The following is a 20,861-nucleotide window of genomic DNA, read 5'->3' as shown; positions in this document are numbered from 1 at the left end:
TCGTATGTCGTTGTCCGTGTGTGTCGTCGACCCTTCGCGTCGTTCGACGGCCGTCGAGGAGTGGGGTTTCGGCTCGGAGGTCGCCCTCGTCACCGGGCGGCTCGGCGGGCCGGAGGTGGCGGCCCGGCTGCGTGAGGACCTCGGCGGCGACGCCCGGCTCGTCGTGCTGCACCGCCCCGCCGACCTCGACGCCGCCGCCCTCGTGACCAACGTCGTCTCGGGGGCGCTGCCGCATCTCGCGGTCTCCCGGCTGGCCGTGCGGTCGAGCCTCCTCGGCGCCGCGGTCATCGGGCTCGAGGCGGCGCACATCGAGAACCAGGACGACGGCACGCGGCTCGCCCGCCTCGCCGGGACGCTCGGCGGCACGACGAGCGGGGCGTGGCTCTCGCGGGTCACGCGGCTGTCCGTGCCGAGCCCGAGCTTCGGCCAGCACCTGCGGTCCCTGCTGCCCGGTGGCCCGCGCTTCCTCGCGCTCCTCGGCCCCGACGCCGGGGTCGTCCGCGCCGCGGCCGAGGGCTACGCCGGGCCGCCCACCCGCCAGCTCGTCATCGCCGCGCCGCCGGAGTCGACGGCGTCCCAGCGGCTGCGGGCCTGGTACGGGTCCGACGACGTCATCCACGTCCCGCCGGTCGTCGCCGACGCCCGGGCGCTCTACGGCAACCCCGGGGCCGAGTTCATCGTCGTCGCCGACTCGCTCGCCGGGGCAGGGCCCTCTCGCGGTGCCTGCCCGGTCTGCGGCGACGTCCTCCACGGGGACGTCTGCCCCTTCTGCCACGTCCATCCCCGGCTCGTCGAGGAGACCTCCGCATGAACCCCCGTCAACGACGAGGGCTGCTCTTCGTCCTCGTCTCGTTCGTCGTCGCGGTCGGCACCTTCCTCGCGGTGTCCGCGTACGTGGCGAACGTCAACTCGCAGGTGGGCTCACGCGTCACGGTGTACCAGGCGCGGCAGGCGGTGGAGGCCTACACGCCGCTCGGCCCGGACAACATCGAGGCGGTCGAGGTCCCGGAGCGGTGGGTCTCGCAGTCGTCGGTCCTCTCGCTCGACGAGCTCCAGGGACGGCGGGTCGGCTTCCGGCTCAACCCGGGCACCACGGTCAGCTCCGACATGCTCATCCCGAGCAGCTCGCTCTCGTCGACCGAGCGCGAGGTCGCCATCAACGTCGACTCCGTGACCGGCGTCGCCGGCCGCGTCCGCCCCGGCGACCGCGTCGACATCTACGCCGTCTTCGCCGACGTCCCCGGGCTCGCCAAGTCCGTCCGGATCCTCGTCCGTGACGTCCGCATCGTGTCGATCGCCGGTGAGCAGACGGTCACCCAGCAGAGCGCCGCGGGCGGCACCTCCGAGCAGAAGGTGCTGCCGGTGACGCTGGCCCTCGAGCCCGACCAGGCCCTCTCGGTCTCCTACGCGGCGGCCTTCGCCGCGGAGGTCCGTCTCGTCGCCCTCCCGAACGACGTCGGCACCAACCGGCAGGGTGAACCGAACGAGTACGACGCGTCCGAGCTCGGTGGCAAGGCCGTGCTCGAGGAGGCCAAGTGATGAAGATCCTCATCGGCATGTCGAACGGGACCATCGAGTCCGACCTCCGCTCGCTCCTCGAGGAGCTCGACGAGGCCCAGGTCATCGGCGTGGCCCAGTCCAGCAGCATGGTCCTCGACCTCGCCTCGCGGCTCGACCCCGACATCGTCGTCCTCCACGAGCAGCTCGGGCCGGACCCGGTGCTCCAGACCATCCGCGACCTCGGCGCGCGCCACCCGAGCGTCGCCGTGCTCGAGGTCTCGGCCGAGCGCACCTCGGCCACGGTCATCCGCGCGATGGAGGCCGGCGCGCGGGGGGTCATCGCGCATCCCTTCGCCTTCGACGACCTCTCGGCCAAGGTGACCTCGGCCAACGACTGGTCGCGCCAGATGAAGCGCATCCTCGCCGGCGCCATCGCCCAGGCCAGCTCGGCGCGGGGCAAGGTCCTCGCTGTCGTCGGCGCGAAGGGCGGCGTCGGCACGACGACGCTCGCGACGCACCTCGCGCTCGACCACCTGACGGCCAACCCGAACCGCCGGGTCTGCGTCGTCGACCTCGACCTCGAGAAGGGCGACGTCAGCGCGGTCCTCGACGTGCGCCAGGCGGTCTCCATCGCCGATCTCGCCAAGGTCCACCAGGACCTCTCCGGCAGCACCGTCAACGACGCGGTCGTCCAGCACGAGTGCGGGCTCAACCTCCTGCTCGGCCCGGCGGACGTGCGGCTGACCGAGCTCATCACCGCCGAGGCGCTCCGCCCGATCTTCGCGCTGCTGCGACGCGAGTTCGACCTCGTCCTCGTCGACGGCGGCGGGTCGGTGTCACCCGCGCAGGCGTCCGTCGTCGAGCTCGCCGACGAGACGGTCGTCGTGACGACGGCCGACGTCCTCGCGGTCCGCGCCATGCGCAAGCGCATCCTCGCGTGGGAGGCGCTCGGTGTCACGGACGAGAGCTCCCTGCGGATCATCGTCAACAAGGTCGACCGGACGAGCATCTTCCCGGCGAGCGCCGTGGCGCAGCTGACCTCGGCGCAGGTGCTGGACGCGGTGGTGCCGCTGTCGACGCGCGCGCTCGAGCCCGCGATGAACGAGCGCGACCCGCGGGCGGTGACCGAGGTCGCCTGGTGGCGTCTCATGACCCAGCTGCGCCGTGAGCTCGACCTCGAGGACGCCCGACCGGTCGAGAAGGGACCCCGGAAGGGGCGGCCACGCCGCACCCCGGAGCCCGGGACGACCGACGCCGCGGAGGTGCCGGCACGCGGCCGCCGTCGTGGGCGCGGGCGCGGACGGCCCGCACCGACCGACGTGGTCGACGCGAGGGTGGACGACGACGCCCCGGTCACGGAGGACCCCGCCCCCGAGGTCGCCGAGGTCGGTGGCCGGCGGCGCCGGGAAGGCGGGCAGGTGGCCCTCGAGAACGTGGTGCTCCTGCCCCTCATCCTCTTCATCGCCCTCGCCGCGTGGCAGGTGGTGACGATCGGGCTGACGTTCGTCATGTCGGGGAACGCCTCCCGCGTCGCCGCCCGCGAGTACTCGGTCACCGGCAGCCAGGCCAGTGCCCAGGCCGCCGCCCGCGACCGGTCGCCGTGGGCCTTCGACGACCTCACCGTCTCCGTCGACGGCGACCGGGTGACCGTGCGGATGCAGATCCCCGCCTCCGGCCCCGCCAACCTGCACTTCCCCCAGGAGCTCACGTCGACCCGGTCCGTGGTGAGCGAGCGATGAGCCGCCGGCGCGAGCGCGGCACCGCCTCGCTGGAGTTCGTGGCGCTCGCCCCGTTCGTCCTGCTCGTCGGGTTCATGGTCTGGCAGCTGGCCGTGGGGGCCTGGGCCGCGACCTCGGCCAACGAGGCGGCGCGCGCCGCGGCCCGGGCCGCGAGCCTCGGCCAGGACCCCGGCAGCGCGGCTGCCCGGGCGCTGCCCGACGGGCTGCGGCGGCACACGCTCGTCGGCGGCCGCTCCGGCGACGGCTTCCGCTACACGGTGCGGGTCGAGGTGCCCACGTTCTCGGCGATCGGGCTCGACCCGGTGAGCCGGACGGTCGAGATGCCGGCGGAGCGACCGTGAGCAGGTCCTACCGCTCCTTCATCGGGGACTCCGCCACCCTCGGCCGGCTCGGCACCGAGGACGACTCGCTCATCACCACCTTCCGGCGCCTCCTGCTGGAGGAGGTCGACCTGCACGAGCTGAGCAAGCTCGAGCCGAGTCAGCGCCGCGCGCGCCTCGAACGCGTCATCGCCCACCTCGTCTCACGTGAAGGGGTCATCCTCTCGACGAGCGAGCGCAACCTGCTCGTCCGCCGGGTCGTCGACGAGGCCGTCGGTCTCGGTGTCCTCGAGCCGATCCTCGCCGACCCCACGGTCAGCGAGATCATGATCAACGGCCACGAGACGATCTACGTCGAGCGCAGCGGCCGCCTCGAGCTGTGGCCGGCCGGGTTCACGAGCGAGGAGCAGCTGCTCCAGACGATCGACCGCATCGTCTCGACGGTCAACCGCCGGGTCGACGAGTCCAGCCCGATGGCCGACGCCCGCCTGCCCGCCGACACCCGCATGCCGCGCGGCGCGCGCGTCAACGTCGTCCTGCCGCCGCTCGCCCTCAACGGGCCCACGGTCACCATCCGCCTCTTCCCGACGGCGATCTCGCTGCCCCGGCTCATCGAGTGGGGCTCCCTCAACGCCGAGCTCGCCGCCCTCCTCCAGGCCTGCGTCGAGGCACGCCTCAACGTCGTGGTCTCGGGGGGCACGGGCTCGGGCAAGACGACGCTGCTCAACGCGCTCTCGAGCTTCATCTCCCCGAAGGAGCGGATCGTCACGATCGAGGACGCCGCCGAGCTGAGCCTGGACCAGCCGCACACGATCCGGCTCGAGACCCGGCCGCCCAACGTCGAGGGCCGCGGTCAGGTGACCATCCGCGACCTCGTCCGCAACTCGCTGCGCATGCGGCCCGACCGCATCATCGTCGGGGAGTGCCGCGGCGGCGAGGCGCTCGACATGCTCCAGGCGATGAACACCGGCCACGAGGGATCGCTGACGACCGTCCACGCCAACACCCCCGGTGACGCGCTCGCCCGCCTCGAGACGCTGGCGTCGATGAGCGACGTGGAGGTCCCCTTCCACGCGATCCGCGACCAGGTCAACTCCGCCATCGACGTCATCGTCCAGCTCAACCGGCACTCCGACGGGGCGCGCCGGGTCGTCGAGACCTGCTTCCTCGCCTCGCGCCGGCAGGAGGAGTTCGACCTCGTCCCGCTCGTCACCTGGGACCCGATGCACGTCGACGACGTCGCCCGCACCCGCGGTCGCTTCGTCACCCACCCGGTGCCCGACGCGCTGCGCCGCCGGCTCGCCGAGGCCGGGGTCGCGCTCCCCGCGTTCATGGAGGGTGCGTCATGATCCTCGCGATCCTCGGCGGGGCCGTGCTCGCCGCGCTCCTCGCCCTGCTCGGGGCCCGGGAGTTCACCCGGGCGGCGCGCGACCGGCACGTCGCCATCAGCGGCGCCGAGAGCGGCCTCGACGACGACGCGCCCAGCCTGCTCGACGTCTTCGACGCACGCTTCCGTCGCACGCGGCCCGGGCGGTGGCTCGTGCGCGAGCTCGACGTCGCCGGCATCAACCGACGCCCGTCGGTCGTGTTCGTCGCCGGCCTGGCCGTCGGTGCCGTCGGCTCGATCGCCCTGTGGACGCTGCTCGCCCCGCTCCTCGGGGTCGTCGGCAGCCTGCTCGGCGTCCTCGCCGTGCGGGCGTACCTGCGCCGCGCGAAGGAGCGCCGCCGGGAGGCGTTCGTCGCCCAGCTGCCCGAGCTCGCCCGGGTGCTCGCCAACGCGAGCTACGCCGGGCTCTCGCTCCCGACCGCCATCGCCATCGCCGGCGACGAGCTCGCCGAGCCGGCCCGCACCGAGCTCTCGCGGGTCGCCACCCGGCTGCGCTTCGGGGCCCCGCTGCAGCGCGCGCTCGAGGAGCTGCGCGACCGGGTCGGCTCGCGCGAGACCTCGGTGCTCATCTCGACCCTCGTCGTCGCCTCCCGCAGCGGTGGCTCGCTCGTCACCGCCCTGCGCGACATCGCCGAGACCCTCGACCAGCGCAAGGAGACCCGGCGCGAGGTCCGGACGGTGCTCGCGCAGCCGGTCGTGACGTCGTACTTCGTCATCGTCCTGGGCGTCGTCATGCTCCTCATGCTCAACGCGATGCAGCCCGGCACGGTCGACAAGATGACCCGTCAGCCACTGGGCCAGGTCGCCCTCCTCCTCGCGTTCGCCATCTTCGGGTCCGGCTTCTACGCCATCCGGAAGATGACGCGGTTCGACGTATGAGCTGGCTCGTCGGCGCGGTCCCGGGTGTCGTCGCCGCGGTCGCCGCCTACCTCTTCCTCCGGGGCTACCGGATGCTGCGCACCGACCCGGCGAGCGACCTCGCGGTCGAGGACATCGCCATCCTCCAGGGCGCGACCCAGAAGCGGGCCCGCTCGCAGGGGCCGGTGTCGGCGGTGGCCTACCGCCTCGCCCCGCGGGTCCGCCGGCTCCTGCCGTCGTCGGCCGTCGCGCTCGTGCGCCGCCAGGTCGACCAGGCCGGGCGCCCGGAGGGCATCGACGTCGACTCCGTCATCGCCCGCGGTGTCCTCTGGATGCTCATCGTCTCCCCGGCGGTCGTCATCTTCGTGCTGCAGGGACGCCTCCTGCCCGTCCTCATGGCGCTCGCGGCGATCGTCGTCATGCCGCTCGCGCGCCTGTCGGCGATGGGACGCAGACGGCGCGAGCGCATCGACCGCGACCTGCCGGACTTCCTCGACGTCCTCGCCGTCACCGTCAGCGCCGGCATCGGCTTCCGCCAGGCCCTCGGCGTCGTGTCCGAACGGTTCGGAGGGCCCCTGTCCGAGGAGGTCATGACGACGCTGCACCAGATCACCAACGGCGCGAGCGTGCGCTCGGCCTTCCGGGCCATGCGGGACCGCAACACCTCGGAGTCGATCGAGGAGTTCACGACCGCCTACCTCCAGGCCGAGGAGCTCGGCGCGCCGCTCGTCGACACGCTCAACCAGATCGCCACCGACATGCGCCGCGCCTCGGCGCAGCGCTCCCGGCAGAAGGCCGCCGCCATCGCGCCCCGGGTCACCCTGCTGACGACCGTCGTCATGGTCCCCGGCGCGATGATCCTCCTCATCGTCGGCCTGTACATCGGCTCCGACCTCGACCTCGGGTCCTTCGGTGGTCTCTGAGGGCGCGCTGCCGCCGACGCGGCTGCAGCTGCGGGTCGCCCAGGTGGCCCTCCTCGTGCGCCTCGCGCTGCTGTTCCTCCTCGAGCTCGCGTGGGTCGCGCGCGGCGACGGCCTGGGGGCCCTCGGCGTCGTCGCGGCCGCGGGCGTGTCCTACCTCGCGCTCAGCTCGCCGCGGGTCCGGGTGCTGCTGATGCGGCACCCGTTGCTCGTCCTGCTCGACGTCGTCCTCGTCGCCGTCGTCGTGGCGCTCGTCGGGGTCGACACCCCCTTCGTCCTCGCGCTCGCGACCTCTGCGCTGCTCGTCGGTCTCTGGCTGCCCGTGGCGCCGGGACTGCTCGTCGTGCTCTTCACGGTGGCCATCGACCTGGTGCTGCTCACGGGCCGGCCGATCGACGACGCAGGTCTCGTCGCCTACGTGGTCGTCGTGCCGGCGGTGTTCGTCACGCTCTGGCTGCTCGGCCTGGCCATCCGGCGCTCCGGGCACGCCGAGGCCCGGGCGCAGGCCTCGCTGCGTGACGCGATGTCGGCGGCGGCCACCTCGCAGGAGCGCGGCCGGATCGCCCGCGAGATGCACGACACCATCGCCAAGTCGCTCCAGGCGATGGCCCTCACCGCGTCGAGCATCCCGCACCACCTGCACCGCGACACCGACGTCGCGGTGGCCCGGGCCCGCGAGCTCGAGCAGGACTGCACCCTCGTCATCGCCCAGGTGCGCGAGCTCATGGGTGAGCTGCGGACCCCGGTCGCCGAGCTGTCGTTCAGCGACACCGTGGCCCAGGTCGTCGACGAGTGGCGGTCCTCGACGGGCCGGCGCTGCGTCACCCGGCTGGCCCCGGTCGACGTCACGGACGGGCACGTGCGCTACGAGCTGCTCATGGGGTTGCGGGAGGCCCTCGACAACGTGCGGCAGCACGCCGGCCGGTGCACCGTCCGGGTGGTCCTCGAGGCCGCGGGTGCCGACCGGCTCATGCTCGTCGTCAGCGACGACGGCGCCGGCAGCGAGCCGGCGTTCGTCGCCGCCTCTCCCGCGCGCGGGCACTTCGGGGTCGTCGGCATGGCGGAACGGATGGCGGGGGTCGGCGGGAGCTTCCGCCACGAGACCCGACCGGGGCAGGGGACGACGGTGACCTTCGAGGTCAACCGCCGAGGCCTCGTCGAGAAGGACCAACGAGAGGTGGTGGCCTGATGGCCTGGACGGTGTGCATCGTCGACGACAGCGCGGTGATGCGGCGGGGGATCCGCTCGCTCGTCGAGACCGACGACCAGCTCGAGATCGTCGCCGAGGCCGGGGACGGCGTCGAGGCCCTGGCCCGGGTCCGCGAGACCCGACCCGACGTCGTCCTGCTCGACGTGCGGATGCCGGTGCGCGACGGTGTCTCGGTCGTGCGCGAGATCTCCGAGGTCTCGCACGTGCTCATGCTCACCTTCTCCGACGAGAGCGACGTCGTCCTCGCCGCCCTGGACGAGGGCGCCGTGGGCTACCTCGTGCACGGGACCTTCGACGCCGACCGCCTGGGAGCGATGGTGCGGGCCGCCGCGGAGGGGACGGGCAGCCTGTCGGGGCCCGCGCTGGCGGCCCTGCGCGGAGGCCGGGTACCGGTCGCGGGACCGACCGGGCGGGCCCGGTTCGACCTCTCCGAGCGGCAGGCGGAGGTCATGGACCTCGTCGCCGCCGGCAAGACCAACGGGGCGATCGCCCGCGAGCTGTTCCTCTCCGAGAAGACGGTGAAGAACCACATCAACCAGATCTTCCCGCGGCTGGCCGTGACCACCCGGGCCGAGGCGATCGTGGCCTGGCTGGGGACCCGGCCCGGGCCCTGACCGGGACGGATTGGGCCCGGTGCTGGGCCTGCGGACCCTGTGCCCGTCCCTCGCCCGTCCGTAGCGTTCAGGGTGTCAAGAACGAGGACCGCAGGCCCTCGGACACCGGGGATCAGGACCAAGGAGAACGCCATGACCCACCAGCTCGCCGCTCGCTACACCACCCTCGCCGCCACCCTCAAGGACCGCCGCGAGGCCGGCCAGAACTCGCTGGAGTACCTGGGCATGGCCCTCGTCGCCGGTGTCGTCATCGCCGCCATCTACGGCGTCGTGACCGGTGCCGACGTGGGCACCAAGATCAAGAGCGCCTGGGACAACATCACCGGCGCCAAGTGATGTGAGCGGGTCGCCGGGGCGGGGTCTCAGGACCCGCCCCGGCGATCCGCGCGTCCGGGGTCGACACCACCCGCACCGTTCGAGGGGAGGCCGGCATGGTGCAGGAGCGCCGCCGTCGTCGTGAGGAGGGCCAGGCCGTCACGGCCGTGGCCATCGTCGTCGTGCTCGTCCTCGTCGCGGCCGCCCTCGGCATCGTGTTCCGGACCGGCAAGGTGAGCAGCGAGGTCAGCAAGATCCAGTCGGGCGCCGACGCGGCCGCCCTCGCCGGCGCCCAGCAGGTGCGCGAGGACGCCTACGACAACATCGTGCGCTCGCTCCAGTCGCGCGTCCCGCGCGGCTTCTGGAGCTGTGGCGACGGCCAAGGGCGCGCGCAGTCCTTCGCGTCCCGCAACTCGACCGACGTCACCACGTACTGCTACTACCCGCTGGCCGACCGCGTCGAGGTCAGCGTGCGGAGCGACTTCGTCACCGAGACCGGCCGGCGCGAGAGCGCCGACGCCGTCGCGCAGACCGGTCGCCGGCTCGGGCCGTGCATCGTCGTCGCGGTGCCCGGCTCGACCACCGGCTACGAGACGACCGCCGACTGCGGCGACGTCACGGTCCGGGTGTACGTCGACACCACCGGGAACGTCACCCTGCTGACCACGGTCGCCGAGGTCAAGAAGATGTTCCGGGTCACGCTGCGCGAGTAGGGGACGCGCGGCCTGCGTCACGGCCCCGGCCTCCTCACGGAGGCCGGGGCCGCTGTCGTGCGCCGGAAGCCGCCGGCTCAGCCGGTCGTGGCCGCGTCGGTGACGGGGACCGTGACGTCGTCGAACCAGGGGCTGGTCAGGGTGACCTCGGTGGTGCCGGCGGGCAGCGGCGGGTAGAGGGCGGAGACCGGGGGGCTCTCGACGCCCTGGGAGAGGCGCAGGGCGGGGTCGGAGAGGGCGGACCAGCCGTCGTCCTGCTTGTCGAAGGTGACCACGGAGTACTTCTTGCCGCCGGTCACCATCACGGGGTACTTCTCCCAGAAGCGGATGTTGGCGTCGCGGGCGCTGCTGGAGCCGTCACCGCCGGTGACGCGCCACACGAGCAGGGTCGAGGAGTCGGAGCGGGTGAGCCGGTAGAAGCCGAAGGTCGCGCCCTCGAAGGAGGAGGAGGCCTTGGCCTTGGTGGTGGCGATCTCGGCCAGGGGGGCGGCGCCGTCGACGACGGCCGCGGAGCGGTCCTGCGGGGTCGGGGAGGCGCTGGCGCTCGGGCCGCCGGATGCCGTGCCGGTGCCCGAGGGGCTGGGGTCGGTGGGTGCCGGGTCGTCGGTGCACCCGCCGAGGACGGCGGCGACCAGCGTGGCGCCGGCGAGTGCGGCGAGGGGGCGGCGGGTCATCGAATTCCTCACTGGGGCAGGGTGATCGTCACGCGGCGGTTGAGGGCGCGCCCCTCGGCGCTGCCGTTGTCGGCGATGGGCTCGCTCTCGCCCTTGCCGACGGGGGTGATCCTGATGCCCTCGGGGATGCGGGGGGCGAGGGCCTTCGCGACGGCGGCCGCGCGCCTCTTCGACAGGTCGAGGTTGTAGGCCTCGCCGGCGTTGCTGTCGGTGTGGCCGGTGACGGTGATCGTGCCGGTGCTGCCGGCGGCGGTGATCTGCTTCGCGACCTCGGCGATGATGCCGGTCGCGGCCTTGGTCAGCGTCGCCTTGTCGGTGGCGAACAGGACCGAGGCGTCGAGCTCGAGCTCCTCCCGCCCGTCGCGCTTGGCCTGGGTGACCTTCTTCTTGACGTCCTGCACCTGGCTGCGCAGGTCGAAGACCGCGCCCTCGGGGTCGACGGCCTCGGCCACCCGCGAGGTGTCGACCGTCGGCCAGCCGGTCCCGACCGCGGGGGCGGGCTCGGCGACCGTGGGTTCGAGCGCGCCGTCCTCGACGGGCACGCCCTGCACGAGGGAGGAGCCGACGAGCACGTCGACGGTGGTGACGTCCTGCGGGACCGGCGCGAGGAGCACCCAGCCCACGGTCGCGCGGCCGAGCTGGTCGCGCGGGGCCTCGAGCTCGAGGTTGTTGGTGGAGATGCACCGGCCGACCTCGTCGGTCTTCAGGGCGCTGTAGGCCAGGCCCCCGGAGACGTCGATGGCCGCGGCGGTGCACTGCAGCCCGCTGGACCCGTTCTGGTTGAGCGCGTAGTAGTTCCCGTTGCCGTAGGAGCTGAAGAACGCCGCGTCGGCGCCGCTGCGGTCCTCGCTGCGCAGGCCGAGCGAGTAGTAGAGCACGGTCGCCCCCTCGACCCGGCGCACGCCGTGGACCGAGAGGACGGCGAGGCGCTGGTCGGTGACGTTGCCGATCCACGCCTGACCCAGGACCGGGACGTCGGGCACGCTCGGCAACGGCGGCGCGGTGGCGGCCACGGCCGGCACCGCGCACGCCAGCGCGGCGGCCGTGGCGAGCACGGTGGCAAGGGTCTTCATCGCGGCGGTTCCCCCTCGATGGCGAATGGATCCGTCGCCACCCTACTGACCCGGGCCGAGAACGGAAGGGCCAGCCTCCGGACCGGACGGGTCCCGGCTACCCGTGGGTGACCGGCACGGTGACGTCGCGGAACCAGGGGGAGGTGAGCGTCACCGACGCGGTGTCCGCGGGCAGCGGCGGGTACAGCGCGCCCTGGGGGTTCGGCTCGGCGCGCATCGCCCGCATGTCGACGCAGGCGCACTCCACCTGCCCCGTCGTGGCCTCGTAGGTCAGCACCGAGTACGCCCTGGACTTCGTGGAGAGCACCGGGAAGTTGCGCCACGCCGTCACGTCGAAGTCCGACCCGGCCGAGAGCGTCCGGGGGTGCGTGGCTGACCACACGACGAGCGTCGAGCGCTCGGTGCTGCGGACCTCCAGGATGGCGAAGGTCGCCCCGGAGTAGGAGGAGTCGTCGCGCGCCGGGGTCGTCGCGAGGGGGCGGTCCTCCTCGACGTCGAGGAAGTCGGCGGTGGGGCCGACGTCGGTGGGGGTGGGGCTCTTGGCGAGCGTTAGGCTGGGCTCGGGCGCCGGGGTCCCCTCGTCGGCGGTGCACCCGCCGAGGGCGAGGGCTGCCGCGAGGGCGGTGACGGCTGTGCGCAGCAGAGTGGGGCGGCGGCTCACGGGGCGGGGCTCGCCGTCGGGGAGGGAGACGCGCCGGGGCTGGCGGTCGGCTCCGGGGGCGGGCTCGCGACGGGGCGGCGGGCCACGTGCACCTGGAGGGTCTTGATCGTGGCGTCCGCGCGCGCCCCGCCGATGGCCACGGTGTCGACGCGGGGCCATCCCGTCCCCACCACCGGTGCCGGGTCCTCGACGGTCGGCTCCAGGAGCCCGTCGCCGACGGGGATGCCCGGGACGAAGGCGCTGCCGACGAGGACGTCGACCGTCCTGACCTTCGCCGGGACCGGGGCGAGCGCGACCCACTGCATGACGGCCCGGCCGGAGAGGCGGACGCGGTCGGTCCCCGCGACCGGGGGCGGTGCGGCGACCGCGCGGCCGGCCGCGGTGCGCAGTGCGCCGTACGAGCGCTTCCCGGGCCCGTCGACGAGGGCGGCGGTGTCCATGAACGTCGCGCCGGAGGAGGCCTGCAGCGTGCCGAAGGTGTCGAGGCCGGAGCCGTACGCGGTGACCGGCAGGACCTCCGGGTCCGGCGCCTCGCCGGCGAACCCCACGGAGTAGTAGAGGATCGTGGCTCCCTCGGTCCGTCGCACGGCGTGCACCGTGACGACCATCGAGGGTGGCCGCTCCTCGCCCTGACCGAGCCCGCTGACGAGCACCTGCCCGAGGACGGGCACCCCGGTGCCGACCGGGACGTCGCGCGGGACGGCGGACGCGGGGACGGAGAGCGCGAGGGCCACGCAGGCGGCAGTCGCCACGCATGCGGCCAGCGCCCCCGTCCGTCCTCCTCCCACGCGCCCGAGACTACCTCGCGCCGACGGCGCCGGGGCGGCGTCGACGTTCTCGACGAGGGCGCGTGACAGGATCGGCCCGCAGGAACAGCGGACGGGGAGAGGGGTGCCGACGTGCGGACGACGGGATGGTCCGGCCTGTGCCTGCTCGGCGGTCTGGGGGCGGGGCTCCTCGGGGTGCTCGGGTTGGCGGTGGGTGCGTCGACGACGAGCGTGGTGGCGTCCGTCGTCGGTCGGAGCGTGCTGACGCTCGTCGGGCTGGCCGTCGTCGCCCTCGTCGTCGGCCGACGCGGCCCGTGGTGGTCGGCGGTCGTCCCCGTCGCGCTGCTGACCGGTGCGGTCGTCCTCGACCCCCTCACGTGGACCGCCACGGCCGCTGCGGGCGGCCCTCTGTTCGGCGTGTGGCTGACCGGATCGACCTCTCTCGGAACGGTCCTGGACGTCGTGGTCTGGTTCGTCGTCGTGTGCGGCGCGGTGCTGCTCGGGCTCCGGGGACGCGAGGACTGAGGCCCTCGGGCCCGGGCCCGGGCAGGCCCCCGGACCCTGTGGCGCAACGGTGCCGGCCTCATAGCGTGGCGTCCGACACGAGTGCAGCTTCGGGGAGGGCCGTCGGATGGACCAGCGAGACGCGGGGGGCGCGGTGCGGCGTCGCGGCGAACGCGGAGCCACCGCGGCCGAGTACGTCGGCATCGTCCTGCTCGTGGGTGTCGTCATCGCCGCGCTGGCGCTCACGGTCAACTCCTCCGCGGTCAACCCCGAGATCCGCCGCGCCTGGTGCCTCATCACCGGGGCGGGGGGCGGTGGCTGCGACGGCGGCTCGACGGAGGCGGGCCCGGAGGACACGCCGACCGACGAGGACTTCGAGCCGGACAAGTGCCGCATCCACGAGACCGGTGACAAGTACAGCTCGGTCATCAAGATCGGCTTCATCAAGATCGGCGAGAACGCCGGCTTCGTCGTCACCGAGTACAGCGACGGCACCGTGACGATGATGGCGACCAACGGCTCGGAGATCGGGGCCACCGGCGGCTTCGGGGCCGACGCCGCCTGGGGGCAGCTCGAGGCCGGCGCCAAGATCGACTTCGGGGGCGGCCTGAAGTTCGACTACGGCAGCACGTGGAACTTCGAGTCCAAGGCGCAGGCCGACAGCTTCCGCAAGCAGCTCGACGACTACCTCTTCGACCAGTGGTCGATGACCCATCCGGTGTGCGGCATGGGCGTCTGCGTGCCGCGCCCGGTCAAGGGCGTCAAGCCGCCGCCCGTGCCGTCGACCACCTTCGGTGGCATCGCCGTCACCGGCGAGGTCAACGCCCAGCTGGGCATCTCCGCGACGACGGGGACGGCGCCGCTGACCGAGGCGAAGATGACCGAGCAGAACGTCTCCGGGGCCCTGAGCGCCGACTCCAAGTGGACCGTGACCAACGACAACAAGGGCACGCCCGACGACGCCCGGGACGACACCCGTACCTACGTCACCGCGATGACGCTCAACCCCAAGCTGACGGCGCAGATCGGGCTGGCCACCGGCGGCTACGGCTCGATGGTCGGCATGTCCCTCGCCATCACGAAGAACGCCGACGGCAAGATCACCCAGGTGAAGATCGTCTCCACGAGCGAGGTCACCGACAGCAGCGGCGGCAAGGGCGGCGGCACGGTGAGCAACGGCTCCGGCGACGACAAGACCAGCGGGGGCGGCAGCATCAGCGGAGGGACGACCGACGGTGACGTGGTCGTCACCGAGAACGTGCTCGCCCTCGACCCCTCCGACGCCGCGACGCAGCAGGTCGTCACGGACTGGCTCGGTGGCTCGGGCAACTACGAGTGGCCCGGTCTCGTCTCGCTGGGCGCCGTCGACCCGTCGGTGGCCGACCCGTCCGACCCGTTCGCGATGCTCATGCACACCGACGCCACGAGCAGCACCGTCGCCTACGACAAGGTGACCGACGTCCAGGGCTTCGCGCTCAACGTCAAGTTCGGGCTCGCCTTCGGGGCCGACTTCTCGATGGAGAGCTCGGAGACCACGGCCACCGAGGCCGCCTACCTCGGGGCGCCCCGCCCCGACGGCACACGCCCGGTGGTCCCGTACGAGGCGTGCGTAGAGTGACGACGCGACGAGGGAGGACATCCATGCTGATGCGACGCACGATCCTGCTCGCCGTCCTGGGGGCCGGAGCGCTCGGGGTCGCGGGCTGCGGTGGGCCGGACGCCGGCTGGGCCTCGGCCGAGGTCGGCCACCTGACGCTCGAACACCCCTCGGACTGGCGCGAGGAGGCGCCGACGGGGGACCTGTTCACCAAGCGCTGGGTGGGTGACTCGATGGAGATCCAGGTCTCCGGCGCCTTCAGCGAGGACCCGACGGCCTCGGCGGCGCTCAGCCGGCTCGACCTCCCGGCGACCGTGGGCCTGACGGGCTACGAGGGCGGTGCCGTCCAGAACGCGACGGTCGAGGGCGCGGACAGCGCCGTGCGCAGCGACTTCACCTTCACCCAGGACGGCGCGACCCGCCACGGCGTCTGGGTCGTCGCCGGGCAGTACCCGTACCCGAGCACCGCGGCGGTGACCATCACGGGCGAGACGCTCGACCCGCAGGTCGTGCAGCACGTCGTGGACACGCTGAAGTTCACGAAGACCCAGGGGCAGTGACGGCCGTGCGTGCGCGCTCCGTCCTCGCGGCGCTGCTGCTGGCCACGGTCGGGGTCGTCGTGCTGCAGCGGTTCCTCGTCGTGTTCCCGTTCGTGGCGACTGTCGTCGCCTCGGTGCTCGGCGCGGGGCTGCTGGTGGCGCTCGAGAGGCGGCGCGAGGCCGACGTCATCGTCGCTGCCGTCGGCGTCGGTCTCGCCACCACCCTCGCGTCGATGGTCGGCCTCGCAGCAGCCGGGACCCACGTCCTCGCGACCCAGTACCTGGCCGGCTGGGTGGTCGTCGCGATGCTGTCCGCCGGGCTGGGCGCCGGCACGGTGTGGCTGGGCGGCCACGTCGTCGAGCGCGGTTCCGACAGCCCGAGCAGGCTGCGCTAGGCCGGCTGGGCGAGCCCAGCCTGACCAGCGTTCCGGGCCGCCGAAACCCGCGTCCTCAGTGGAGATCAGTCGATCTCCGTCGAAGTCAGTCGGGGCTGCCCCCTTTCTGCCCCCTGCCCCCTCCTGCCCCCCGGCCTCGACGGCGTGTGACGGGTGCGCGCACCTTGGGCGAGCGTCATCTTCGCCGCCAGTTCGCGGACCTCACAGCTGCCTCCGGCGCTCGGGCCGAGTCGCCGGTAGCCCGTCCCCCGGACGGGCTAGTTGTGTCAGGTGACGCGGCGCCGAAGGGTGTCGGTGGGTCGGAGAGGCCCCCGCGTAGATGGCGGGGGAATCCCCCCTCGCACCGCGGCCGTCCCGTTGGAGAACACCCGTGTCACAAACCATCCAGCCGCTGCCCTCGGCAGCCAGCACCACCCCACGTCCCCCGCAGCTCCACGCAGCCGCTCTGGTCAGCCTCTGGTGCGACCTGGCACTCAAGGTCGCCGAGAGCAACGCCCACCGGCTGCCGGACGCCCAGTCACTCTTCGAGCAGCAGCTGCTCGTCGAGGACGAGATCGCTCGATCGCACCCGGAGTACGACGAACGCATGACCGAGCTCCTCGTGTGGGCTCATCGACCGCAGCAGCTCGGTGGAGGGGGAGAACCGGCCGCTGGGTCGGGCGCTGCGACCTGGCCCGAGCGTGCTGAATCCAGTGTCCGGGACGGGGTCGTGGGTGCCTAGGACGCAGATCACCAGATTTCCTGGTCGGGCGATCTTGAGCAGCTGGTCGGTCCCGCTCGTCACTCTTGCTCGTGATCTTCGGCGCGTGGGTTGGCGTGGTGGAGCTCGGTCGGCCTGCTCACGGAGTGATGGCGATGGCCCCTCTCGCGCCGCGCTCGGCGTCGGACATCTGGTGGGTCACGAAGGGGTACACCCCGGGCCGGCCCGCGGTGATCTCGACGAACCCACCTTGGGCGACGGCAAGGGCCAGCGTCTGCGCGCCGCCGTGCGTGCTTCCGCCGGCGCCTCGCCCATGCCGGAGCAGGTAGGAGCCTTCGCTCCACACGGTGTCGAACTGGGCGCCGACGACGTGGAAGGAGCTGCCGCGGTTCGGTCCGGCGGCCAGGACCCAGAGGCGGACCCGCTGGCCCTGCCGGGCCGTGAGCGGGCGGGCGAGGTACTGGTCGGCCATGCCGTTGAAGGTGACGAGGTCGGGGGTGTCAGCGCTGGCCGAGGCGGCGTCGACACCGGCGGGCACGGTCCGTCCGTCACCGTCGAGGTGCGCTTCGGACTGCACGAGGAGGTAGCTGTGGTCGACGGCCGGTAGGTCTGGCGGCTCGATGAGGACGGCCCCGAACATCCCGGCGGCGATGTGGGCGGTCATCGGCATCGTCGAGCAGTGGTACATCCACAGCCCGGCTCGGTCGGCGGTGAAGCGGTAGGTCAGCCGGCCGCCCGGTGGGATGGTGCGCATCACCCGGGCGGGAAGGGCCTCGCCGGCGTGGAAGTCGATCGAGTGGCCCATCGTGGCCTCGTTGACGAGAGTGACGACGAAGGTGTCTCCGACCCGGCCGTGCAGGGTGGGGCCGGGGACGCCGCCGTCGAACGTCCACCGTCGTTGGCGGACACCGGGCGCCACGTCGAGCACGCTCTCGCGGACGTGGAGCGTGACCCGATGCTCCCTGCTCGGCTCGAGCGGCGGCACGGTGGCGTTCACCGCTCGGAACCCCGGGTCCACGTCGTGCGTCAGGTCCACCTGAGTCTGTGGCCCGGGCAGGGCGAGCTCGCTCGCGGCCGACGTGGAAGGCGGGGGAGCGCCCGTGACCCGGACGTGCAGCATCATCCCCATCTGGCGGTGGCCGACGATGCTGCACCAGCCGTCCGTGTCCGCCCCGAGGATGCCCACGTCGAGGGTCTCGGAACGGCCCGGCATGACGCGCGAGGTCCCGCTGCCGTCCTCGAAGACTAGGTCGTGCGGGGAGCCCGGGTCCACGTTGACGAGGTCGACGACGAGGCGGTCGCCGGCAGGGACCGTGACCGCGGAGGGCGAGTAGGCCATGTCGTGCGCCTCCACCCGGACCCGGGTGGTGTGCCCGGTGGCCTGGACCGCGACCGCCGGCCCCGGCTTCGAACCCGTGGACGGAGGACCGGCCGCCACACCGAGGGAGACGGCGAGGGCCACGAGCGCCATCCCGGCCACCACCTGCCCGCCCGTCCCCGTCGCGGCCACAGCAGGAAGTCCGGGAGCGACGGGCAGGGTAGGCGGTCCGTCCGCGACGCGCTCCAGGAGGGCCCGGCGTGCCGCGACCGCGGCGCGGACGGCGGAGATCAGCAGGGGGACGAAGACTGCGAGGGAGGCGAGGACGAGCACCGCGACCGACACCCGGACCGCCGCCGGCACGGGCAGGAGGCAGACGAGCAACCCGACGTTGACGACGACGACGCGCGCCACCCAGGCGCGGTCGAACCGCCGGGACGCGGCGCGGGCCACCGACGGGCCCCCGCCGAGGACGACGGGGATGAGGTGTGCCAGGGCGCCGGTGAGCAGCTGCCCGGCGAACCCGACCGCCACGACGGCGGCGACGACGTCGTAGCCGTCGGCGACGGCCGACCACGACGGGCGGGTCGCGAGACGCACACCCACGAGGACGACCGCCACCAGGCCCCAGGCAGCGGCCGCGAGCACCGACACGGTGGCGACCGTCCGGGGAGGTGCCTGCCTGGTCGGGGCCAGCAGGGCTCTACCCCACCAGCACAGGCCCGCGACGTACACCGCGAGCCCGAGGAGGGCGACACCGCGATGCCCGGCGAGCGCCGCCGCCGCGAGCAGGCTGACTGCTCCCGCCAGGACCGGAAGGGCCTGGCGGGCCAGGCGCTCGGCCCGGTCGTCCATCCGCGTGCGCAGCATCGTCGGCCACAGGGTGACCAGCGTCCCCGTGACGGTCAGGCCGAGCCAGCCGAGCACCATGATCATCGAGTGGGCGACGAGGACCCGCCCGTGCTGCTCGTCGTCGAGACCGTGCGAGAGCCACGCCCCCAGGGCCGCGCCGACGGGAAGGCACGACGCGGCGACGAGGTAGTACCGCACGGTGATCCGGAAGCGGCCGGGCAGGGCGTGGCGCAACCGCCGCCGCAGGGCCAGCCCGTGCAGCGCGACCGAGAGCGAGACCAGCGCCGCCCCCGTGACGGTGAGGGGCCACCACCCGGCGGGCACCCCGACAAGGACGAGCGCCGTCCCGGCGAGGAGGGCGACGATGCGCCGGTTCTGGCGGCGCCGGTCATCGAGCGAGTCGGGGGTCTTGAGCAGGGCCTGGGTGAAGTGCGTGCTCCACACCATCGCCGAGTGCGTCACGGCGCCGAGCAGGACCAGGTGCACCACGAGCCACGACGCGGCGGGAACCAACGGGTGCGCCAGCGCCACGAGCGCGGCGAGGGTGAGCCAGACCAGGCCGGGACGGTCGCGCAGGGGGAAGCGGGCGCGGCGGGGGGTGGGCTGGGCGCTCACGGGACGGGGGTCCTCTCGGGCCGGATGGAGTGCGGTGGACGGGTTGGGTGGTCGTGTTCGGCGGCTGGGGCCGCCTCGCGACGGCTGGGGAGTGCGTGGGCGGCGACCAGCGCGCTCGCCGCCGCCGTCAGGGGGAGGGCCAGCAGGGCGGCGGCCGTGCCGAGCGCGCCCGCGACGCGGGCAGGGGAGCTCCCGAGGAGGTCGCCGGCGACCCGGAGGGCGAGGGCCGCGTGGAGGGTCAGCAGGGGCAGCCAGAAGAGCGGCCGGTAGGGCACGGCGCGGCGCAGCACAGCGGGGAGGATGAGCGGCGCGTGCGCCATGACCATGCTCGTCGCGAAGCCGAGGAAGACCGCGTGCACGAGGGCGTCGTGGGGGCCGGCTGAGCTCGTGGGGCCGACCGCGACCCAGAGCAGGCCCGCGGCACCCAGCCAGGCGTACCCGGCGAGCATCGCGGCGGCGGCGAAGCGGGGTAGCCCCCGCGACCGGACCGTGCGGACGGCGACGTCGCGCGGGGCCAGCCAGACCGCGAGCAGGAGGAGGACGACGCCGGTCGCCCGCAGGCCGAGGTCGGGCCACAGCAGCGTCGCGCTCGTGCACGCGCTGGTCGCCGCCGCCCCGAGGACCAGGGTTCGAGGTGCGCTGCGGGGCAGGTGGACCGCGGCTAGCTCGACGCGCTCGGCGGCGATGGTCAGGACGACGAAGCCGGCCAGCAGCGGCACGACCGCGGCCGCGCCCAGCCGGGGCCAGAGCAGTGCGGCCATCACGGCGTGGACTGCTGCCAGGGTCTCGACGGCCACCGTGTCGTCGCGACGACGTGACCACAGGGCGACGAGCACCGCGACGAGCACGACCGTCCCGTCGAAGAGCAGGACCTGACCCCAGGGGCGGGGGAGGGGGAGCGCGAGGGTGACCCCGCCGGCGCCGAGCAGGACGGGCGCCGCGAGCGCCCACGACCGCCGGAGGGCGACGGCCCGCTCGAGGGCGACGAGTGTGCCGAGGAAGCCCAGCACCATGAGTGGCCCGTGCGCGTCGATCATGCCCCGGCCGGCCGGTGTCGGGAGGCCGAGCCGGGCGAGCCCGGCAGAGACGCCGGCCAGCAGGCCGACACCGGCGGGCAGCAGGAGCCAGGTGCGGCGGGAGCTCGTCATGCGGGGGGTCCGGCCGCCGGGGTGAGGAGGACGACCTGGTCCCACTCGGGTCCGGCGAAGCGCACCGCCGCGGCCGGGAACAGGCCGTTCTCCTCACGGTCGATGTGGCGTCGCAGCGCGAGCTCGAAGGCCGGCATCCGGGCCACGTCCCCGGCGGCGACGGCGGCCAGGGCGTCCTCGAGCGCCTGGTGCTCATCGCAGAGGGTGGCGATGTGGTCGCGGAACTCCGGGTCCTCGCCGAGGAGCGCGAACAGGCCCGCCTCCTCGGCGGCGGTGTGGGGGCGGAGGAGGGCGGTGAGTCGGCGGGCCGCCGTGGTCACGTCGAGGGGCCCTCCGCTGCAGGCGCGGCGCAGGTCACCGCAGGCGTCGATGACGGCCTCGTGCTCGGCCATGAAGCGGCCGATGACGGTGATGCTCTCGCACCCGCAGTACGAGCACACGA

The 20,861-nt window shown here is 73.6% G+C and carries 22 protein-coding genes; 15 read left to right on the top strand and 7 right to left on the bottom strand.

Translation table 11 applies throughout. From position 1 onward, the window contains the following. Nucleotides 1–16 precede the first annotated feature (16 nt). The 11 genes from IG69_RS0107285 (at nt 17) to IG69_RS0107235 (ending at nt 9,576) form a co-directional block, all read left to right on the top strand. Nucleotides 17–811, top strand: coding sequence for a hypothetical protein (locus tag IG69_RS0107285; RefSeq protein ID WP_030527505.1), 795 nt, complete (start codon nt 17–19; stop codon nt 809–811). After that, nucleotides 808–1,539 carry a Flp pilus assembly protein CpaB gene (gene cpaB / locus IG69_RS0107280; protein WP_030527504.1) on the top strand — a complete coding sequence of 244 codons (732 nt, stop codon included), beginning with the start codon at nt 808–810 and terminating at the stop codon, nt 1,537–1,539. Before IG69_RS0107285 ends, cpaB begins: the two co-directional genes overlap by 4 nt. Continuing rightward, the gene (locus IG69_RS0107275; protein ID WP_051750332.1) at nt 1,539–3,239 is read left to right on the top strand and encodes a CpaE/TadZ family protein; all 1,701 of its coding nucleotides are present in this window, start codon (nt 1,539–1,541) and stop codon (nt 3,237–3,239) included. Before cpaB ends, IG69_RS0107275 begins: the two co-directional genes overlap by 1 nt. Beyond that, nucleotides 3,236–3,580, top strand: coding sequence for a TadE/TadG family type IV pilus assembly protein (locus IG69_RS0107270; protein ID WP_030527502.1), 345 nt, complete (start codon nt 3,236–3,238; stop codon nt 3,578–3,580). The genes IG69_RS0107275 and IG69_RS0107270 overlap by 4 nt, the downstream gene beginning before the upstream one ends. Next, nucleotides 3,577–4,908, top strand: coding sequence for a TadA family conjugal transfer-associated ATPase (locus IG69_RS0107265; protein WP_211250980.1), 1,332 nt, complete (start codon nt 3,577–3,579; stop codon nt 4,906–4,908). The genes IG69_RS0107270 and IG69_RS0107265 overlap by 4 nt, the downstream gene beginning before the upstream one ends. After that, complete coding sequence (locus IG69_RS0107260; RefSeq protein WP_030527500.1) at nt 4,905–5,825, top strand: type II secretion system F family protein; 921 nt, start codon at nt 4,905–4,907, stop codon at nt 5,823–5,825. Before IG69_RS0107265 ends, IG69_RS0107260 begins: the two co-directional genes overlap by 4 nt. Next, complete coding sequence (locus IG69_RS0107255) at nt 5,822–6,727, top strand: type II secretion system F family protein (protein WP_030527499.1); 906 nt, start codon at nt 5,822–5,824, stop codon at nt 6,725–6,727. Before IG69_RS0107260 ends, IG69_RS0107255 begins: the two co-directional genes overlap by 4 nt. Continuing rightward, nucleotides 6,717–7,913 carry a sensor histidine kinase gene (locus IG69_RS0107250; protein WP_030527498.1) on the top strand — a complete coding sequence of 399 codons (1,197 nt, stop codon included), beginning with the start codon at nt 6,717–6,719 and terminating at the stop codon, nt 7,911–7,913. The genes IG69_RS0107255 and IG69_RS0107250 overlap by 11 nt, the downstream gene beginning before the upstream one ends. After that, entirely contained in the window at nt 7,913–8,548 is a 636-nt protein-coding gene (locus IG69_RS0107245) for a response regulator (protein ID WP_030527497.1), read from the top strand. Before IG69_RS0107250 ends, IG69_RS0107245 begins: the two co-directional genes overlap by 1 nt. Nucleotides 8,549–8,680: 132 nt before the next feature. Further along, the gene (locus IG69_RS0107240; RefSeq protein ID WP_030527496.1) at nt 8,681–8,884 is read left to right on the top strand and encodes a hypothetical protein; all 204 of its coding nucleotides are present in this window, start codon (nt 8,681–8,683) and stop codon (nt 8,882–8,884) included. Nucleotides 8,885–8,979: 95 nt separating this feature from the next. Continuing rightward, the gene (locus IG69_RS0107235; protein ID WP_030527495.1) at nt 8,980–9,576 is read left to right on the top strand and encodes a pilus assembly protein TadG-related protein; all 597 of its coding nucleotides are present in this window, start codon (nt 8,980–8,982) and stop codon (nt 9,574–9,576) included. 77 nt (nt 9,577–9,653) lie between these two features. On the opposite strand, the gene IG69_RS0107230 is transcribed toward IG69_RS0107235, so the two are convergent. From IG69_RS0107230 to IG69_RS0107215, 4 genes are all read right to left on the bottom strand, one after another. Next, nucleotides 9,654–10,250, bottom strand: a complete 597-nt coding sequence (locus IG69_RS0107230; protein ID WP_030527494.1) for a hypothetical protein — start codon at nt 10,248–10,250, stop codon at nt 9,654–9,656. Nucleotides 10,251–10,258: 8 nt separating this feature from the next. Beyond that, complete coding sequence (locus IG69_RS20915; RefSeq protein ID WP_051750331.1) at nt 10,259–11,323, bottom strand: OmpA family protein; 1,065 nt, start codon at nt 11,321–11,323, stop codon at nt 10,259–10,261. 97 nt (nt 11,324–11,420) lie between these two features. After that, nucleotides 11,421–11,984: a hypothetical protein gene (locus tag IG69_RS0107220; protein WP_030527492.1), complete on the bottom strand. Its 564-nt coding sequence runs from the start codon at nt 11,982–11,984 to the stop codon at nt 11,421–11,423. Continuing rightward, nucleotides 11,981–12,736, bottom strand: a complete 756-nt coding sequence (locus IG69_RS0107215) for a hypothetical protein (protein ID WP_157577412.1) — start codon at nt 12,734–12,736, stop codon at nt 11,981–11,983. Before IG69_RS0107215 ends, IG69_RS0107220 begins: the two co-directional genes overlap by 4 nt. 147 nt (nt 12,737–12,883) lie before the next feature. On the opposite strand from IG69_RS0107215, the gene IG69_RS0107210 reads away from it, so the two are divergent. The 4 genes from IG69_RS0107210 (at nt 12,884) to IG69_RS0107195 (ending at nt 15,786) form a co-directional block, all read left to right on the top strand. Next, a complete protein-coding gene (locus IG69_RS0107210) occupies nt 12,884–13,276 on the top strand; it encodes a hypothetical protein (RefSeq protein WP_030527490.1) in 393 nt (130 codons plus the stop codon). A gap of 106 nt (nt 13,277–13,382) precedes the next feature. Next, on the top strand, nt 13,383–14,873 hold the full coding sequence (locus tag IG69_RS0107205; RefSeq protein ID WP_030527489.1) for a hypothetical protein: 1,491 nt from the start codon (nt 13,383–13,385) through the stop codon (nt 14,871–14,873). A gap of 29 nt (nt 14,874–14,902) precedes the next feature. Further along, nucleotides 14,903–15,412: a hypothetical protein gene (locus tag IG69_RS0107200; protein ID WP_157577410.1), complete on the top strand. Its 510-nt coding sequence runs from the start codon at nt 14,903–14,905 to the stop codon at nt 15,410–15,412. Further along, a complete protein-coding gene (locus tag IG69_RS0107195) occupies nt 15,409–15,786 on the top strand; it encodes a hypothetical protein (protein WP_030527487.1) in 378 nt (125 codons plus the stop codon). Before IG69_RS0107200 ends, IG69_RS0107195 begins: the two co-directional genes overlap by 4 nt. An 839-nt stretch (nt 15,787–16,625) precedes the next feature. On the opposite strand, the gene IG69_RS0107180 is transcribed toward IG69_RS0107195, so the two are convergent. From IG69_RS0107180 to IG69_RS0107170, 3 genes are read right to left on the bottom strand one after another with little or no spacing between them, the layout of a single operon-like run. Next, nucleotides 16,626–19,271, bottom strand: a complete 2,646-nt coding sequence (locus IG69_RS0107180; RefSeq protein WP_030527485.1) for a multicopper oxidase domain-containing protein — start codon at nt 19,269–19,271, stop codon at nt 16,626–16,628. Further along, nucleotides 19,268–20,419, bottom strand: coding sequence for a hypothetical protein (locus IG69_RS22080; RefSeq protein ID WP_211250979.1), 1,152 nt, complete (start codon nt 20,417–20,419; stop codon nt 19,268–19,270). Before IG69_RS22080 ends, IG69_RS0107180 begins: the two co-directional genes overlap by 4 nt. Next, nucleotides 20,416–20,859, bottom strand: a complete 444-nt coding sequence (locus IG69_RS0107170; protein WP_030527483.1) for a hemerythrin domain-containing protein — start codon at nt 20,857–20,859, stop codon at nt 20,416–20,418. Before IG69_RS0107170 ends, IG69_RS22080 begins: the two co-directional genes overlap by 4 nt. Between the last annotated feature and the right edge of the window lie 2 nt (nt 20,860–20,861).

This window comes from Phycicoccus jejuensis (assembly GCF_000720925.1).
GTDB classification, from domain to species: Bacteria; Actinomycetota; Actinomycetes; order Actinomycetales; family Dermatophilaceae; genus Phycicoccus; species Phycicoccus jejuensis.
Note: the sequence above shows the minus strand (reverse complement) of the source record. Positions and strands in the feature narration are given on the sequence as shown.